General features: G+C 60.7%; 15 protein-coding genes. 5 read left to right on the forward strand and 10 right to left on the reverse strand.

Annotation, left to right across the window (positions count from 1 at the left end; genetic code table 11):
• Positions 1–17: 17 nt before the first annotated feature.
• The gene (gene rpmE, locus JNB85_RS15675; RefSeq protein WP_220335262.1) at positions 18–239 is read right to left on the reverse strand and encodes a 50S ribosomal protein L31; all 222 of its coding nucleotides are present in this window, start codon (positions 237–239) and stop codon (positions 18–20) included.
• 194 nt (positions 240–433) lie between these two features.
• Between rpmE and JNB85_RS15680 the strand changes: the two genes are divergently transcribed.
• From JNB85_RS15680 to JNB85_RS15700, 5 genes are all read left to right on the forward strand, one after another.
• Entirely contained in the window at positions 434–2,236 is a 1,803-nt protein-coding gene (locus JNB85_RS15680) for an ABC transporter transmembrane domain-containing protein (RefSeq protein WP_220335263.1), read from the forward strand.
• Between the two features lie 136 nt (positions 2,237–2,372).
• Positions 2,373–3,362, forward strand: a complete 990-nt coding sequence (locus JNB85_RS15685) for a Bug family tripartite tricarboxylate transporter substrate binding protein (protein WP_220335264.1) — start codon at positions 2,373–2,375, stop codon at positions 3,360–3,362.
• Between the two features lie 170 nt (positions 3,363–3,532).
• Positions 3,533–3,721 (forward strand): YegP family protein, encoded by a 189-nt coding sequence (locus tag JNB85_RS15690; protein WP_220335265.1) that lies wholly within the window; start codon positions 3,533–3,535, stop codon positions 3,719–3,721.
• A gap of 232 nt (positions 3,722–3,953) precedes the next feature.
• The gene (locus tag JNB85_RS15695) at positions 3,954–4,298 is read left to right on the forward strand and encodes a YciI family protein (protein WP_220335266.1); all 345 of its coding nucleotides are present in this window, start codon (positions 3,954–3,956) and stop codon (positions 4,296–4,298) included.
• Between the two features lie 7 nt (positions 4,299–4,305).
• A complete protein-coding gene (locus JNB85_RS15700; RefSeq protein ID WP_220335267.1) occupies positions 4,306–5,556 on the forward strand; it encodes an RNA polymerase sigma factor in 1,251 nt (416 codons plus the stop codon).
• Here the strand turns inward: JNB85_RS15700 and JNB85_RS15705 are convergent.
• The 9 genes from JNB85_RS15705 to JNB85_RS15745 all read right to left on the reverse strand — a co-directional run bounded on the left by JNB85_RS15705 (position 5,537) and on the right by JNB85_RS15745 (position 17,502).
• Entirely contained in the window at positions 5,537–6,568 is a 1,032-nt protein-coding gene (locus JNB85_RS15705; protein ID WP_220335268.1) for a peptidoglycan -binding protein, read from the reverse strand. The two genes, JNB85_RS15700 and JNB85_RS15705, sit on opposite strands and share 20 nt — an antisense overlap.
• 3 nt (positions 6,569–6,571) lie before the next feature.
• Positions 6,572–7,672, reverse strand: a complete 1,101-nt coding sequence (locus JNB85_RS15710) for a MotA/TolQ/ExbB proton channel family protein (RefSeq protein ID WP_220335269.1) — start codon at positions 7,670–7,672, stop codon at positions 6,572–6,574.
• 112 nt (positions 7,673–7,784) lie between these two features.
• The gene (locus JNB85_RS15715) at positions 7,785–8,585 is read right to left on the reverse strand and encodes an inositol monophosphatase family protein (RefSeq protein ID WP_220335270.1); all 801 of its coding nucleotides are present in this window, start codon (positions 8,583–8,585) and stop codon (positions 7,785–7,787) included.
• A 192-nt stretch (positions 8,586–8,777) separates the two neighbouring features.
• Positions 8,778–9,875, reverse strand: coding sequence for a protein-glutamate methylesterase/protein-glutamine glutaminase (locus tag JNB85_RS15720; RefSeq protein WP_220335271.1), 1,098 nt, complete (start codon positions 9,873–9,875; stop codon positions 8,778–8,780).
• A 9-nt stretch (positions 9,876–9,884) separates the two neighbouring features.
• Complete coding sequence (locus tag JNB85_RS15725; RefSeq protein WP_220335272.1) at positions 9,885–10,739, reverse strand: CheR family methyltransferase; 855 nt, start codon at positions 10,737–10,739, stop codon at positions 9,885–9,887.
• Between the two features lie 32 nt (positions 10,740–10,771).
• Positions 10,772–11,248 (reverse strand): chemotaxis protein CheW, encoded by a 477-nt coding sequence (locus JNB85_RS15730; protein ID WP_220335273.1) that lies wholly within the window; start codon positions 11,246–11,248, stop codon positions 10,772–10,774.
• A 76-nt stretch (positions 11,249–11,324) separates the two neighbouring features.
• Positions 11,325–13,145: a methyl-accepting chemotaxis protein gene (locus JNB85_RS15735; protein WP_220335274.1), complete on the reverse strand. Its 1,821-nt coding sequence runs from the start codon at positions 13,143–13,145 to the stop codon at positions 11,325–11,327.
• Positions 13,146–13,314: 169 nt separating this feature from the next.
• Positions 13,315–15,375: a HAMP domain-containing methyl-accepting chemotaxis protein gene (locus JNB85_RS15740; protein ID WP_220335275.1), complete on the reverse strand. Its 2,061-nt coding sequence runs from the start codon at positions 15,373–15,375 to the stop codon at positions 13,315–13,317.
• A 198-nt stretch (positions 15,376–15,573) separates the two neighbouring features.
• Complete coding sequence (locus JNB85_RS15745; protein ID WP_220335276.1) at positions 15,574–17,502, reverse strand: HAMP domain-containing methyl-accepting chemotaxis protein; 1,929 nt, start codon at positions 17,500–17,502, stop codon at positions 15,574–15,576.
• Positions 17,503–17,602 lie beyond the last annotated feature (100 nt).

The raw sequence follows: 17,602 nt of genomic DNA on the forward strand, positions 1-17,602 counted from the left end.
CGCCAAGCGGAAGCGAATTAGAGGCCGAGGCCGCTGAAACGCTTGTTGAACTTCGAAACACGGCCGCCGCGGTCCATCAGCTGCTGGTTACCGCCGGTCCAGGCCGGGTGCGACTTGGAGTCGATTTCGAGGTTCATGACAGCGCCTTCCGAGCCCCAGGTCGAGCGGGTTTCGTACTCGGTGCCATCGGTCATGACTACCTTGATGACGTGGTAGTCGGGATGGATGCCTTCCTTCATGACAATCTTCCTGCGATGCCGAGGTTCAATTTGCCCGCGGACAGTTGCGGGGACAGAACCGATTGAATAAATGAAGCCGCAGTCGTGAAGGCTACGGCTTTCCATTAGAATGCGGTGCCTATACATCAAGGGCGCCGGGATAACAAGGGCCAACGGAGCCGCAATACGCGGTCTTGACAGCGATCGGAGACGATTTGGCAGAGCAGGCAGAACTTGGGGAGAAGAAGTCGCGTTCGCTAAGACCGCTCGGCAGGCTGGCACCCTATGTGGCACGTTATCGTGGCCTGGTCGCAGGTGCTCTGATTTCGCTGGCGCTCGCCGCCGTCACATCACTTGCCATACCGCTTGCCGTGCGGCGCATGATCGATCACGGCTTTACCCAGGCCGATGGTACCTTCATCAACAGCTACTTTGCCATGCTGATGGTCATGGCCATCGTGCTCGCCGTCGCCAGTGCGCTCCGCTACTATTTCGTCATCACCATCGGCGAGCGCATCGTTTCGGACCTGCGCCGCGATGTCTTCTCGCATGTCACACGGCTGTCGCCCTCCTTCTTCGACGTCAACCAGTCGGGCGAGATCGTCTCGCGACTGACGGCCGACACCACGCAGATCAAATCCGCCGTTGGCGCGACCGCTTCGGTGGCGCTGCGCAACCTGATCCTCTGCATCGGCGCGCTCGGCATGATGATCGTGACCTCGCCAAGACTTTCGAGCCTCGTCATCGTCGCAATCCCGATCATTGTTTTTCCGCTTGTCGCCGGAGGCCGCTCGGTGCGCAGGCGCTCCCGAGCGGCGCAGGATACGCTGGCAGAGGCTTCCGCCTTCGCCAATGAGACGATTGCTGCAAGCCGCACCATCCAGGCTTTCAACGCCGAAACCGCTGCGGCAGACCGCTACGGCTCGGCCGTCGAATCCGCCTATCAGGCCGCACGTTCCGCCGTCTCTTCCCGAGCGCTGCTGACAGGCATCGCCATCACCCTGATCTTCGGCAGCGTGGTCGCCGTTCTCTGGTTTGGCGCTCATAGTGTCCTCGCCGGCACGCTTTCGGCAGGGACGCTCGGACAGTTTTTGCTTTATGCAGTCATTGCAGCCGGCTCCCTCGGTGCACTCTCGGAAGTCTGGGGCGAGCTTTCGCAGGCAGCAGGTGCAACGGACCGCCTGACTGAGCTTCTGGACGAGGTTTCGCCGATTGCCGCACCCGCAAATCCGCAGCCTCTCCCTTTACCTGCCCAGGGCCGTGTGGAATTCGACGGCGTGCACTTCGCCTATCCGTCTCGTCCGGGCAAGTCGGCTCTGCACGGGCTGGATTTTACGGTGCTGCCGGGAGAAACGGTCGCGATCGTCGGTGCATCAGGCGCCGGCAAGAGCACAGTCTTCTCGCTGCTGCTGCGCTTCTACGATCCGCAACAGGGTAGCGTGAAGGTCGACGGCATCGATGCCCGCCAGGCAGATCCGGACGCCTTGCGGCAGCGCATTGCTATCGTGCCGCAGGATGTCACCATCTTCGCCGCTTCGATCCACGACAACATCGCTTTCGGTGTCCAAGGCGCCACGCGGGAGCAGGTACGCGCCGCCGCGATCGCGGCGCAGGCTGATGAGTTCGTCAACCGGCTGGACAGGGGCTACGATACCCAAGTCGGTGAAAGGGGCGTAACCCTATCCGGTGGCCAGCGTCAGCGTATTGCCATCGCCCGCGCGATCCTGAAAAACGCACCCATCCTGCTTCTGGACGAAGCGACCTCGGCCCTTGACGCCGAGAGCGAAACGCTTGTGCAGAGGGCGCTTGACGGGCTTATGCATGGCCGCACTACTGTTGTCATCGCCCACCGCCTCGCCACTGTCCTCAAGGCCGACCGCATTCTCGTCATGGATCAGGGCCGCGTCGTCGAGGAAGGCACACATCAGAGCCTGATCCGCCACGGCGGCATCTATGCGAGGCTCGCCCGCCTGCAATTCGATGCAGCCAACGAGGATGCGCTGGCCGCCGCTAAATAGCTGCCTCATACGCCATCGCGACTAAAGTCTGATCGCTATAACTCCCCGGACGCGGTTGCCTTTGCGGCAACCCGCCCTAACCTCCCTATGCCCAGGTAGGGGCCTTTGCTGTTGAAGTCTGTGGGAGGAGATTCGGATGGCGCTTTCTGATATAACCCGTCGCATGAGCCTGGCGCTCGGCCTTGGCCTGCTCGCAGCGGCCACGGGCACGGCCGCATCGGCCCAGAGCTTTCCTGACCGATCCGTAACCATGATCGTGCCCTTCGCGGCAGGAGGCTCGACCGATGTCGTCGCCCGTATCGTCGCGCAGAAAATGTCCGAAGATCTCGGCCAGCAAGTCATCGTGCAGAATGTCGCGGGAGCCGGCGGCAATCTCGGCGCTGACAATGTCGCGCGCGCCGAACCGGACGGCTATACGATCCTGATGGGTACCGTCGCAACCCACGCGCTCAATCCGCTGATCCTGAAATCGACGCCCTATGATCCCGAGAAGGATTTCGCGCCGATCTCGTTGCTCGTGATCGTCCCGAACGTGCTGGTCGTCAATCCGGAACTGCCCGCAAAGAACGTGCAGGAACTGATCGCGCTGCTGAAAGCCAATCCGGACAAATATAGCTATGCCTCATCTGGCAACGGCACGCCGCTGCATCTTTCCGGCGAACTTTTTAAAAGCATGGCGGGCGTCGACATGCAGCATATTCCCTATAAGGGCGCTGGGCCGGCGCTGAACGATGTCATCGGCAATCAGGTGCCGATCATGTTCGACAACCTGCCCTCGTCCTCGAGTCACATCAAGGCCGGCACGCTGCGGGCACTCGCCGTAACGACCGCCGAACGCGCGTCATCCTTCCCTGATATTCCGACCATCGCAGAATCCGGTATATCAGGATACGAGACCTATACGTGGAATGCGCTCTTTGCACCGGCCAACACGCCGGCCGATGTGATCGCCCGCCTCAACGCCTCCGCCAAGAAGGCACTGGCGGATCCGGCCGTAGCCGAGCGGATGAAGGAATTCAGCGCGAAGATCGTCGGTTCCGCGCCGGAGGAACTCGCCGCTCACGTGAAAGCCGAGCTTGCGAAATGGAAACCGGTCGTGGACGGCGCTCATATCCAAATGGAATGATCACAACGGCAGGGGACAGCGTGCCGTTAGCTCCTTATCTCGCGCCCGATCCAGCCGGTGGCATTTGGACGCCAATGCCACTGAATTCTAATTAAGGTAGTGGAAAAGCTGATAATTCTGGGCTAGCTTTCGGAAGGCTGATGGACATTTCAGCTTACCAGGAGGGATCCATGTACAGATTTGAAGTTTACAAGGATAAGACCGGTGAATTCCGCTTCCGCTTCAAGGCATCGAACGGCGAGACCATGTTCTTGTCCGAAGGCTACAAGGCGAAGGCATCCGCAATGAGCGCCATCGAATCCATCAAGAAGAATTCGTCTGGCGCCGATGTCGTGGATCAGACGAAGGCGGACGCCTGACCAGAAGCGGAGGCGGCATCGGTCGCCTCCAGCACTCCCTACTCAGCATATTTTTCACACGCATTTCTCTGTCATCGGTTTTTTTCGGTCGCTATGTCGAAATGAGGACGACTGAGACCTCATTGTTTCGGAACGGCTTAAGGCCGGGCCACCGGAACATTGCAGCATGGGCGAATTCGGCCTTACATGCTGCTTGTCCGGTCAAACGCCCCTAGAGGATCAGGAGTTTCCGATGCAATACGCACTTATCATTCGTGAATCCGCAGAAGACTTCGTCGTCCGCCGCAACGACCCTGCCTACCGCGATGGCTGGACGGCCTACACCAAGGCACTGGTGCAAGCCGGAATCTTGACCGCCGGTGCCGGCCTGACCTCGCCCGAGACAGGCACGATCCTGCGTCGCAAGGGTGAGAACCACGATGTACAGGATGGCCCCTACCCGGAAGGCAAGGAATCGCTCGGCGGCTTCTATGTAATCGACGTGCCCGATCTCGATACAGCGCTCGCATGGGCCACACGGGTTCCCGTCTCCGAACAGGGGTCGGTGGAAATACGGCCCCGGCTGCAGGTCGCGTGAGGCCGTTGTGACATCAGATGCGGGCCGTGCCGCCGAGAAGGTAGCACGGCAATCCTACGGCAAGCTCATCGCCTTCCTTGCCGCCCGCTCCCGCGACGTTCCGGCGGCGGAGGACGCCCTGTCTGATGCGCTGGCGGCCGCGTTGCGGGTCTGGCCCGAGCGCGGCATTCCCGACAATCCCGAGAGCTGGCTTCTCACCGCAGCCCGCCGCAACCTTATACAGGCTGCCCGCCGTCGAACCGTGCGCGACAATGCCAGCGGGACGATTGCGCTGGCCGTCGAGGAGGCCGAGCAGCGCATGAACGACGCACGAAACGCCGACTTTTCCGATGAACGGCTGAAGCTGCTTTTTGTCTGCACACACCCGGCAATTGATCAATCCGTTCACACACCCCTGATGCTTCAGACCGTGCTCGGCATTGATGCGAAGACAATCGCGCAGGCCTTCGTAATCTCCCCGGATGCCATGAGCCAACGCCTGGTGCGGGCCAAGGCCAAGATCCGCGACGCCGGCATTCCCTTCACCATTCCCGAGCGGCAGATCCTGACGGAACGCCTGGCAGACGTGCTCTCGGCAATCTATGCCGCCTACGGGCTCGGCTGGGACGGTCTCGATGGTGAAGGAGACAATCGCACGGGTCTGACCGATGAAGCGATCTGGCTTGGCCGCGCACTCATGACCATTCTGCCCGAAGAGCCCGAGGTTATCGGCCTGCTCTCACTGATGCTCTATTGCGAGGCGAGAAGACACGCACGACGTGATGGGGATGGCGTCTATATACCGCTTGAGGAGCAGGATACCGGTCTCTGGAACGAAATCATGATGGCCGAAGCCGATGCATTGCTGCGCAAGGCGGGCACCTTCGATCGTTTCGGTCCATTTCAGTGCCAGGCGGCGATCCAGTCCGTCCACGCCACGCGCCGCCGGACGGGTACGATCGATTGGAAAGCGCTCGTCACCCTCTACCGAGCGCTGATCGCGATGAAACCGACACTCGGGTCGGAGGTCAGCCATGCCGCCGTGATCGGCAGGGTCGATGGCGCGGCCCCGGCCATCGCGCTGCTGAACGGGTTGGAACAGCGAGGCATCGCCAACTACCAGCCTTACTGGGCGGTGCGGGCTCATCTGCTGGCAGACCTTGGCGAAAGCGATGCCGCTGCAGAAGCTTACAGGATAGCGATCGGCCTCAGCGACAGTCCCGCCGTCCGCACCTTCCTCACCGGCAAACTTCGGGCCGTTATTTCTCGGTCAGCTTGAGCTCGATACGGCGGTTGGTGGCGCGAGCTTCCGGCGTGTCGCCAGGTGCAATCGGCTGGAATTCACCAAACCCTGCCGCAACGAGCCGGTCGGCGGGCACGCCCTGCGCGATCAGGAACTTCACGACCGAAATCGCGCGGGCGGATGAAAGCTCCCAGTTGTCGCGGTAGCGGCCTGAGCCCGACAGCGCGACATTGTCCGTATGGCCATCGACGCGCAGAACCCAGTTGATCTCGGGCGGAATTTCCTTGGCGAGGTCCAGCAAGGCAGCGGCAAGCTTTGCCATTTCCGTTTGGCCATCCGGATTAAGGTCGGCACCGCCGGATGGAAACAGCACTTCGGACTGGAAGACGAAACGGTCGCCGACGACGCGGATGTTGTCGCGGTCGGACAGAATTTCGCGCAGGCGGCCGAAGAAGTCCGACCTGTAGCGGTTGAGTTCCTGCACGCGCGCAGCCAGCGCCACGTTCAGGCGGCGGCCGAGATCGGCGATTTTCGTCTGCGAGGTCTGATCCTTCTCCTCGGAAGCCTGAAGTGCGGCCTCGACAGCGGCGATCTGGCTGCGTAGTGCCGCGATCTGCTGGTTGAGGAGCTCGACTTGGCTGAGGGCACGGTCGCTGACCTGCTTCTGCTCGTCGAGCTGCTGCGTCAGCGTTCCGATCTGCTGCTTTGCCGCATCCTGGCCGCCGGCACCCGCGCTGAGAAGCGCCTGCAATCGCGTACGCTCGCCTTCGGCACTTGCAAGCGAAGCCTGGAGATTGGCAACGGAATCCTGAAGATCCTGATTGCTGCCCTTCTCAAGCGCCAGCAATTGCGTGAGTTCGTTGATCTGGCCATTGAGACGCGCCAGCACCTCGTCACGGCCGCTGATTTCGCGGCTGAGAATGAACTGGCCGACAACGAAAACCGTGAGGATGAACATGATGGCGATGAGCAGCGTCGATAGAGCATCGACGAAGCCCGGCCAGTAGTCCACCGCGCGTTGATGGCGGCGGTTGCGGGCAAGAGGCATGGCTTACTTGCCCTCGCTCTTTTCGACATGGCCGGACCGTTCGCGCGCTCTGTCGCCGCCGCGGTCTTGGACGCCGATTCGTTCAGCCAGACGATCGAGCGTGCGGCGCATCGCCTTTGCCTCGTCCTGCTGGACCTCGATCCAGTCGCGCAGCATCTGCTGCTCGTTGCGCATGTTCTTGACGAGGCCCTGGATGCCTTCGGCAAGGCTTGCCATGGCGGCGACCGATCGCTGGCTGGACGCGCCGTCCCCTTCGGCTACCTTTCGCAGATATTCCGACAGTGCCTTCATATCTTCCGACGAGCCGCCGGAAACGCCATCGAGCGCCGGCACCGGAATGTCCGAGCCGACATCGGTAATGGAGGAGAGCCAGTTTTCCAGCTCCGTATAGAAACGGTTCTGCGCACGTCCGGCCTGCAGATCGAGGAACCCGAGGATCAGCGAACCCGAAAGACCGAGCAGCGAGGATGAGAAAGCCTGACCCATCCCCGAAAGCGGCGTCGCGAGCCCTTCCTTCAGCGTCGAAAGCACATCGCCCGTGCCATTCGAGCCGGCATCGAGCGACTGGATGACAGAACTGATCGAGCCTATCGTGCCGATAAGGCCCCAGAAGGTGCCGAGCAGGCCGAGGAAGACGAGCAGGCCGATGAGATAGCGGGAAACGTCACGCGACTCGTCGAGGCGGTTGGCAATCGAATCCAGAATGGAGCGCAGCGCGGTGGTCGATAATGCAACCCCGGACCTGCTGCGATTTCCGATCAGCGCCCGCATCGGCGCGAGCAGCCGCGGATGGCGATTCACCTTCTCGGCGCTGCCAGCAGCGCGGAAAGAATTGAACCAGCGTACTTCCGGGCGAAGCGACAATACATGATTGAAAACGAGAATGATTCCAACGGCAAGAACGCCGACTATGAGACCGTTCAGGCCCGGATTATGCATGAAGGCAGTTTGTGTCTGCCGGAACAGGATCGCGGCTATGAAGCCCACGATGATGAGGAACAGCACCATCGTCCAGAAGAACGACATCGGGCTGGAGAGTTTGTAAGCGTAGCCACCGGCCGTCTTCTCGGTCGAGCCGAACTCGGCCACATTCACATTTTCCATAGGTTCCTCGGCCTCCGGACTCTTTACTGCCGAAGACTAGATCAACATTGTGCCAAATTGAAGTATGCGCAGGCGAAAAGCCGGACTTTACAACAGGCTGTTGCCTGAATCGTCACTTGGTCGGCACTGGCCGCTTGACGACTTCCGTGAGCGCTTTGTGGATATGCTCGTTGCCGGCTATGATCGCACCGGTCTCCAGAATTGACGCCCCGCCGTCCCAGTCAGTCGCATAACCACCCGCTTCGCGGATGAGCAGAATGCCGGCGGCCACATCCCAGGGCGACAGTGCCGCTTCCCAGAAGCCGTCAAAACGACCGGCGGCCACATAAGCAAGATCGAGCGAGACTGCGCCCATGCGGCGGATACCGGCGACTTCGCCCATGACATGGCGCAGCTCGATCAGGAACTTGCCGTGATTGCCGCGGCCGAGATGCGGCACGCCGCAGCCGATGACGCTGTCGGAAAGCACCCGGCGCGAGGCGACGCGCAGACGCCGATCGTTCAGGAACGCACCACCGCCACGCTCGGCAGTGTAGAGCTCGTCGGTAGCCGGATTGAAGACCACGCCTGCGACGATCTCATTGTTGCGCTCAAGCGCAATGGAAACCGCAAAAGCCGGAATGCCGTGCAGGAAGTTGGTCGTGCCGTCGAGCGGATCGACGATCCAGCGATGCGCGCCGTCGGTGCCCTTGATCTCTTCGCTCTCTTCGCCAAGGAAGCCATAGGTCGGACGAGCCTTGAGAAGCTCTTCCTTGACGATCTTTTCGGCCTTGCGGTCGGCATTCGAAACGAAATCGCCCGGTCCCTTCACGGATACCTGCAGGTTCTGCACTTCCCCGAAGTCACGCCCCAGCGATTTGCCTGCCTTGATGGCAGCCTGAACCATGACATTGAGAAGAGCTGAACGGGCCATGTGGGCATTTTCCTTGGATAATACGGGACGCGCTGTCAGGGGCGGGATATGTCCCTGAACGCCGGAAGCGACAGCGCTGCATAGATTGGCGGCCTCAAGACCACAAAATCAGGGAAATTTCAAGGGGAATGCCGCATGGCAGGTCCAGACGGCGGCGCGAATTCGCCGCCCTTCCGTTTTAGTATTCGAAATTCAAGACTTCTGCTGCGTGATCAGCACTTCGCGGGCGATCTGGTCGAGCGGTAGGATACGGTCGACACCGCCCTTGGCGATCGCTTCCTTCGGCATGCCGAAGACAACCGATGTCGCCTCGTCCTGCGCGACGGTGTAGGCGCCGGCCTGATGCATTTCCAGCATGCCGCGCGCACCGTCGTCTCCCATTCCGGTCATGATAATACCCATCGCATTGGAGCCGGCAGAGCGGGCAGCCGAACGAAAGAGCACGTCGACCGACGGGCGATGGCGAGAGACCAGCGGCCCGGGCTTGACCGACACATGATAACGCGCACCCTGACGCTCCAGCAGCATATGCTTGTCGCCCGGCGCGATCAGCACATGACCGCGCAGCACCGGATCGCCGTCGGCTGCTTCCTTGACCTCGACCTCGCAAAGACCGTTGAGGCGCTTGGCGAAAGCCGCAGTGAATTTCTCCGGCATGTGCTGGACGATTACCATGCCCGGCGCATTGGCCGGCAGCGCCTCCAGAAATTCACGCAGGGCTTCCGTTCCACCCGTCGAAGCGCCGACGCAGACGACCATTTCCGTCGTCTTCGCCATGGCTCTGCCAGTCGGTGGCGGCAGCATCGCATCGGCCGTCAGCTTCTTGGCCGGCCCTTCCGCCGAAGCCGAACGGACGCGGCCTGCAGCGCGGCGTGCATTCGCAAGCCGTGCATGCGAAGCGCTCTTCACCACTTCACGGATACGCATCGCATCATCGGCGAGACTGTCGGCCGCACCGATCTTCGATTTCAGGATGACATCGACAGCTCCAGCCTCCAGCGCCTGCAGCAGCGTTTCCGAACCTGCTTCCGTCAGCGACGAACACATGACAACCGGGATAGGCCGCTGTGACATGAGCTTGCGCAAGAACGTAATGCCATCCATGCGCGGCATCTCGACATCGAGCGTGATGACATCGGGGATCTCTTCCTGGATCTTGCGCGCCGCCATGAAAGGGTCGGAGGCGACGCCCATGATCTCAATGTCCGGATCTCCCTCCAGAACCTTCGTCAACGTCTGCCGAACGCTGGCGGAATCGTCGATGATGAGGACACGGATCTTCTTATTCATGAAATCCTCTCAGATCCGCTGAAACACCGTATTTGAAACCTGCTTCAAGGGAAGGTCGAAGCCGGTGATCGATTCCGAGTGGCCGATAAACATGTATCCCCCTTTGGCGAGGCAATCGCAGAGGCGGCCGAGGACGCCCGCCTGGGTCTGCTTGTCGAAGTAGATCAATACGTTGCGACAAAAGATCAGGTGCATCATGTCACCGACAGGATATTTCTCATCCATCAGGTTCATGCGGGCGAAGCCGACACGGCTGCGCAGCTTCGGCGAGATGCGAACCTCGCGGCGACCCTGCTGCTTGGCGACCATGACATATTTCTTCTGCAGGTCGCGCGGCACCGGAGCGACCAGATCTTCCGCATAAATACCCTTTCGCGCGGTCTGCAGCACATCAGTGGAAAGATCAGTCGCCAGTACACTGTAGGAGACATCGCTGCGGCTCTCGACAAATTCGGCCAGCACCATTGCCATCGTATAGGGCTCGGCCCCCGTCGAGCAGGCAGAACTCCATGTGCGGATCGTCCGCAGGCCGCTGTCGGCGAGCGTCGGCAGGGCAACCGTCTGCATATATTCGAAATGCTTGGCTTCCCGGAAAAAGTCGGTCTTGTTGGTCGTCACGACGTCGATCAGGTAGACCGTCTCCTGCTCAAGCCCACCCTCGTTGAACAGAAAGTCACAATAATCGTCAAAGCTCGCATGGCGCGTGGCTCGCAGACGCCGGCGCAGCCTGCCCTCCAGCATCGTCAGCTTCGTCGGCGGCATCTTGATGCCGCTATAATCATAGATGAACCGTGCCAGCTTGTCGAAATTACGCTTGCTGATCCTGTCACCCGGCAATTGGGTTTCTACCGCAGCCATACTCATAAAACGTGACGCTCCGAACAGGTTTTGAAGGCTCAGGCGGCCGATTGCAGGACAGTGGCATCCTCGCGCGACAGAAGTCGGGCAAGGTCGATTATGACGACGAAGCCGTTCTCGCGGCGCACGACACCAGCGATGTAATCCGACCGCCAGCGTACGCCGATATCGGGTGCGGACTCGATCTGATCGCGACGGAAGGGCGTCACTTCGAAAACGCGATCGGCAACGAGGCCGAGCGTCAGAAGGCGATTTTCCAGGGGAACGTCGAGGACAAGTACGCGCGTATGCGGCGTCGGCACGGTTTTCGACATGCCGAGCTTCAGGCGCAGATCGATCGTCGGAACGCCCTGACCGCGCACGTCGCGCAGACCGAGCAGATAGTCTGGACCATTCGGAATCTTGAATGCTTCCGCGTAGTCGAGGATTTCGCGCACCACCTCCACCGGGACGGCGAAGATCTCTTCGCCGAGGCTGAAGGTCACAAATTGGGCTTCCAGAGATGTTGTTGCCATGATCAACCGCTTTCCTTGGATTCGGGCGCCCCCATTATCGGGGACGCCTGTTAACAGATTGAAAGGACCCGGACGCTCAGGCGCTTTCCTTGAACTCGGCATCCCCGTCGTCGGGGCCACCCATGGAGAGGTCAAGGGCAAAGCCTTTGGCGCGTGCCTGCTGGGCGGCGACCGAATTGGCGGCCGTGGTCTTCTTGCCGACCGGCTTGCGGCCTCCGGTCGGAACCGGCGTGCGCACCGTCACCTTGGCAGCCGGAGCGCGCGACAGGCGGTTGCCGGCCATGTCCACCTTGAAGAAGGCGATCGAGGCCTGCAGTTCTTCAGCCTGGGTGGCGAGTTCCTCGGAGGTCGCCGACATCTCTTCGGAGGCGCCGGCATTCTGCTGCGTCACCTTGTCGAGCTGCTGGATCGCTTCGTTGATCTGGGCTGCACCGATATCCTGCTCGCGGCAGGCGGCACTGATCTCGGAGACCAGTTCGGCAGTCTTACGGATGTCGGGCACTAGGCGGCCGAGCATGTCGCCGGCTTCCTGCGCCGCCTTGACCGTATCGCCCGACATCGCACTGATTTCGGCTGCTGCCGACTGGCTGCGTTCGGCAAGCTTGCGGACTTCCGAGGCGACGACCGCAAAGCCCTTGCCATGTTCGCCGGCGCGCGCAGCTTCCACGGCGGCGTTCAGGGCGAGCAGGTCGGTCTGACGGGCGATTTCCTGAACGATACCGATCTTTTCGGCAATCGTACGCATCGCCTGAACAGCGCGGGAGACCGCTTCACCCGAAACTTCGGCATCCTTGGCGGACTGACGGGCGATCTTTTCGGTCTGGGCGGCGTTGTCGGCATTCTGCTTGATGTTGGAAGCCATCTCCTCCATCGAAGCGGAAGCCTCTTCAGCCGAAGCCGCCTGCTCTGTTGCACCCTGCGAGACCTGTTCGGAGCTGGCCGACAGTTCCTGGCTGCCGGACGAGACGTTTTCAGCTGCGGCGATTGCATCGGCCACGACACCGCGCAGGCGCTCGACCATCTGCTCCAGAGCAATACCCAGCGTATCCTTCTCCGACAGAGGCTTCGGAGAGACGGTAAGATCGCCGTTCGAGATCTGGTTGGCGATCTGCGCTGTGTTACGCAGGTTGCCGGTCATCCTCGTCATGGAATTGACCAGGTCGCGGATCTCGTCATTGCTCTTGTGCTCGATGTCCTGTTCGAGATCGCCGATGCTGACGGCATCCGCGAGCTGGACTGCGCGCTTGAGGCCACGGGAGATATTGAGCAGGATCCAGATGGCAGCAGCGGAGGATACGATGATCAGGCCGACCGTCATCATCACGAGCATGTTGCGCGACTGCGCATACTGATCGTTGGTGGCGGCGTCGGTTTCGGCGACATTGCCGGTCACGGTGTCGTTCAGCTTGGAGAGAATGCCGAGAAGCTGAGTCGTTACTACCTGGCCCTCGCCCATCGAAATGACGCCGGCCTGGGTGTTGGATTCGCTGGTGTTTTGCGTGGCAAGGTCGGCAACACGATCCTGCAGCGCAGTCCACTTGCCGTAGAGATCGCCGAACTGAGCCATGCCATTCCTGATGTCAGGGTCTTCCGAGGTTGCCAGGCGAGCCTGTAGTGTCTTGATCTGTTCGCGCTGCTGCGAAATCTCATCGACATAGCCGGCGATCTTGGTCGCATCGGTATTGATGATCGCATCCTTTTCGGCGCGGATGGAACGCATGACGGCGTCGGAGAGATCGCCGGAATCGCGCAAATTGGCGACCGGACCGGCAACCATGATTGAGATGTCGCTGTTCAGCGACGAAAGATTGTAGATCGAAAGACCGGCCATGGCGCAGGTCAGGAGAACGATGAAACCGAACACCAGGCCCAGTTTGAGTTTGATCGTGAAGCGCATTCCAAGACCCCTTCAGGACTGCAGCGGATATCCCGCGAAATGACACATTGTGCCGCCGTAAAAACGCTTCATGCGTTGCCGGCCGAGCCGGTGTGCCCCGGCGCTTCCATGCGCCGGCCGTAACAGGGCCGCTGTTGCCGCGGCCCCGATGCTGTCCTCCGGGAAGAGGCTATGCGCTTTCCCGGAAATCATCGTCCGCCGTGTCCGGTCCGCCCATGGACATGTCGAGGGCAAAACCCTTGGCGCGAGCCTGCTGAGCAGCGACGCCGTTGACGAGAGCCGCCTTGCCGGCCGGCTTGCGGGCCGCAGACGGAGCCGGGCGTGTGGGCACCTTGGCGGCCGGTGCGCGGGCCTGACGGCCACTCGCCGCCATTGCCTTGCCACCCGCCGTGTCCACTTTGAAGAAAGCGATGGACGTCTGCAGTTCCTCGGCCTGGGCGGCGAGCTCTTCCGACGTCGCAGACATCTGCTCGGAAGCCCCCGCATTCTGCTGGGTTACCTTGTCGAGCTGCTGAATCGCCTCGTTGATCTGCGACGCACCGACATCCTGCTCGCGGCATGCGGAGCTGATCTCCGCCACGAGTTCCGCCGTCTTTCTGATGTCAGGCACCAGGCGGCCAAGCATCTCCCCGGCTTCCTGGGCAGCTGTGACGGTATCGCTCGACATGGCGCTGATTTCCGCTGCCGCCGACTGGCTGCGTTCGGCAAGCTTGCGCACTTCGGAAGCGACGACGGCAAAACCTTTGCCGTGCTCGCCGGCACGGGCGGCCTCTACCGCAGCGTTGAGTGCGAGAAGGTCGGTCTGACGGGCGATTTCCTGAACGATGCTGATCTTCTGGGCGATCGTGCGCATGGCCTCTACGGCGCGGGAAACGGCGCTGCCGCTCATCTCCGCATCCTTGGCAGACTGACGGGCGATCTTCTCGGTCTGGGCGGCATTATCGGCATTCTGCTTGATGTTGGCCGCCATTTCTTCCATCGAAGACGATGCTTCCTCGGCCGCCGAAGCCTGCTCGGTGGCACCCTGCGATACCTGCTCCGAGCTAGCCGAAAGCTCCTGGCTGCCCGCCGAAACATTCTCGGCGGCCGCTATTGCGTCCGCGACGACATCGCGCAAACGCTCCACCATCTGTTCGAGTGCGGTGCCGAGTGTATCCTTAGCCGAAAGCGGCTTCGGAGAAACCGTCAGGTCGCCAGCGGCAATCTGCGTGGCAATATCTGCGGTGGTCCGAAGATTGGCGACCATGCTTTGCATCGCGATGCCGAGCGTATCCTTGGCCGAAAGCGGCTTGACCTCGACGGAGAGGTCGCCTTCTGCGATCTGGTTGGCAACATCGGCGGTGGCGCGCAGGTTGTTCACCATGCCGAGCATGGCAATGCCGAGCGTATCCTTGTCGGAGAGCGGCTTCGGTGTAACGCTGAGGTCACCGTTCGAAATCTCGTTTGCGATGCCAGCGGTATTGCGCAGGTTATCCGTCATGACGTTGATCGTGTTCACCAGATCCTTGATTTCGTCGTTGCTATTGATCTCGACCTTCTGGTTCAGATCGCCGATGGCAACGGCGCTGGCGACGTTCATGATCTTGCGCAGGCCACTGTTGATGCCGAGCGCGATCCACAGTGCGGCGGCAAAAGCGATGACGGAAGCGCCGATGGCGATGCCGATCAGCAGGTTTCTGGTGTTGCCGTAGAGGATTTCCGTGTCGTCGTCGGCTCGGGTCATCGACTTCTGCTGAAGCGCGACAAGCGTCGCAAAGACGTCTTCCAGTTCTGTGACGATGGTTCGAACCTCTCCACTGGAATAAGCCGTGGCCCCTGCCCTGTCGCCGCTTTCCTGGATGGAGGCGACTTTATTGGAACCTTCCACGAAACGTTTGCTGAGCTCGACCAGCCTGTCCCAAGTGGGCTTGCCCTCAGCCGTTGCGAGCTGCTGGCCGCCTGTCGCGAATGTGAGCAATTCATCCATGCTCTTTGCCGAATTTTCGTAGTGTTTCCTGGCTGCTTCAGGATCCATTTCCAAAAGAGCGTTTTTCTGCCACCGGATGGCATCGAGCTCGGCGGCTTTGGCTTCCAGAGCCAGCTCCAGTCTTTTTGAAGGACCCGCGATCAGGTTGCCGACAGCGTCGTTCAGCGAGCTGAGGCTGATGATTCCAAAGACCGCACTACCCACTAGTAACAATATGACGAAGCCGAACGCGGCTGCGAGCTTGAGCTTGATCGTAATACGCATCGCAATATCCCTATTTGAAAGCGACGGAATAAGTGTGGACCGGTGGTTCCTTGGCGCGGCGTCACGCAGCAAAACATTCCGGCAGGCGAAAACAGTTACCGAAGAAATTGCGACCCTGCGTCCGGCGTTCCTGGGCGCCGGAAGCTTGTGTCAGGGGCCACAAGCCTGGCCCCTGACAGTATTGGAGCGAGAAAGCGCTCAGGCGCTTTCTCGGAAATCATCGTCGCCGGCATCCGGGCCACCCATCGACATATCCAGGGCAAAGCCCTTGGCGCGTGCCTGCTGGGCGGCAACGGTATTGGCGGCAGCGGTCTTCTTGCCGACAGGCTTACGGATTGCTGTCGGAGCCGGGCTGCGGACCGTGACCTTGGCGGCCGGCGCGCGGGATTGGCGGTTGCCGGCCATGTCCACCTTGAAGAAGGCGATCGACGTCTGCAGTTCCTCAGCCTGGGAGGCGAGCTCTTCCGAGGTCGCAGACATCTGCTCAGAGGCACCTGCATTCTGCTGGGTCACCTTGTCGAGCTGCTGGATGGCTTCGTTGATCTGGGCTGCACCGATATCCTGCTCGCGGCAGGCGGCGCTGATCTCGGAGACCAGTTCGGCAGTCTTGCGGATGTCGGGCACCAGGCGGCCGAGCATATCGCCCGCCTCTTGAGCGGCTTTCACGGTATCACCGGACATGGCGCTGATTTCGGCGGCGGCCGATTGGCTGCGTTCGGCAAGCTTGCGCACTTCCGAGGCGACGACCGCAAAACCCTTGCCGTGCTCGCCGGCACGTGCCGCTTCCACAGCGGCATTCAGCGCGAGAAGGTCGGTCTGGCGTGCGATCTCCTGCACGATGCCGATTTTCTGAGCGATCGTGCGCATGGCATCAACGGCGCGGGAGACGGCTTCACCGCTGGCTTCCGCATCCTTGGCCGATTGGCGGGCGATCTTTTCGGTCTGGGCGGCATTGTCGGCATTCTGCTTGATGTTGGAAGCCATCTCCTCCATTGAGGCCGAAGCCTCTTCGGCGGAGGCGGCCTGCTCCGTCGCACCTTGAGAGACCTGCTCGGAACTCGCCGAAAGTTCCTGGCTGCCCGCAGAGACGTTCTCAGCAGCCGAGATCGCGTCGGCGACGACACCACGCAGGCGCTCCACCATCTGCTCGAGTGCAGTGCCGAGTACATCCTTTTCGGACAGCGGCTTCGGTGAAACGGTGAGGTCGCCGTTCGAGATCTGATTGGCCACTTCGGCAGTTGTACGCAGGTTGGTCACCATGCTCTGCATGGCGATGCCGAGAACATCCTTGTCCGAAAGTGGCTTTGCATCGACCGAGAGATCCCCCATTGCGATCTTGTCGGCAAGCGCTGCAGTGCTGCGCAAATTGGCTGTCATGACATTGACGGTCTCGATCAGATCTTTGATTTCGTCATTGGTCTTGACGGCAACATTCTGGTCGAGGTCACCGATTGAAACGGCCTTTGCGACAGTCGCGATCTTCGTGAGACCATTGCTGATGCCGAACATGATCCAGAGGGCAGCGGCCAGCGCGATCAACACCGCAATCCCCGATGCAACGCTGAGGATCAGCTTCGTGGAGTTATAGAGCTCGTCGTTGGCCTGATCAGTCGCCTTCATGCCCTTGCGCTGGATGTCGACAAGAGCTGCAATTGCTTCGCCCATATCGTTCGTCAAGTCACGCAGTTCGCCAAGCGAGAGTGCCTGGGCACCGGCCTGATCGCCTTTGGCATCAAGCTGCTGAAGTTCAGCTGACTTTTCACGGAATTTCGCACCGATGCCCTGCAACTTTTCCCAATAGGGCTTGCCTTCGGGCGACGCGATTTTGTGGCCGTCGTTGACGGAGTCAAGCATGGCCTGCAGGTTCTGATCGGCCTCCTTGTAGAATCCGGAGGACGTCTGTGGATCGGTTGAAAGCAGGGCGTTTTTCTGCGCGCGAATGGCGTTGACTTCGGCCACGTTGGCTGTCAGCGCGAGTTCAAGACGGCGCACAGGCCCGTCGATCATCGCACCACTGGCCTCATTCAGAGAGCCGAGGCTCATGCTGCCATATACGGCGATACCAACCAACAAGAGGGTCATCAAGCCAAAAGCAAGACCCAGTTTCAGTTTAATGGTGAAGCGCATTTGAATACTTCCTTGAAGGGAGATCGACGGAGCTGGGTGCATTACTCAACGTTCGGGCATGGGTCGTCATTCTGCCGTTTTGGCAGCACGCACTAGGGAC

It is taken from the genome of Rhizobium mesosinicum (assembly GCF_019511345.1).
In the GTDB taxonomy this organism is placed as follows: Bacteria; Pseudomonadota; Alphaproteobacteria; order Rhizobiales; family Rhizobiaceae; genus Rhizobium; species Rhizobium mesosinicum.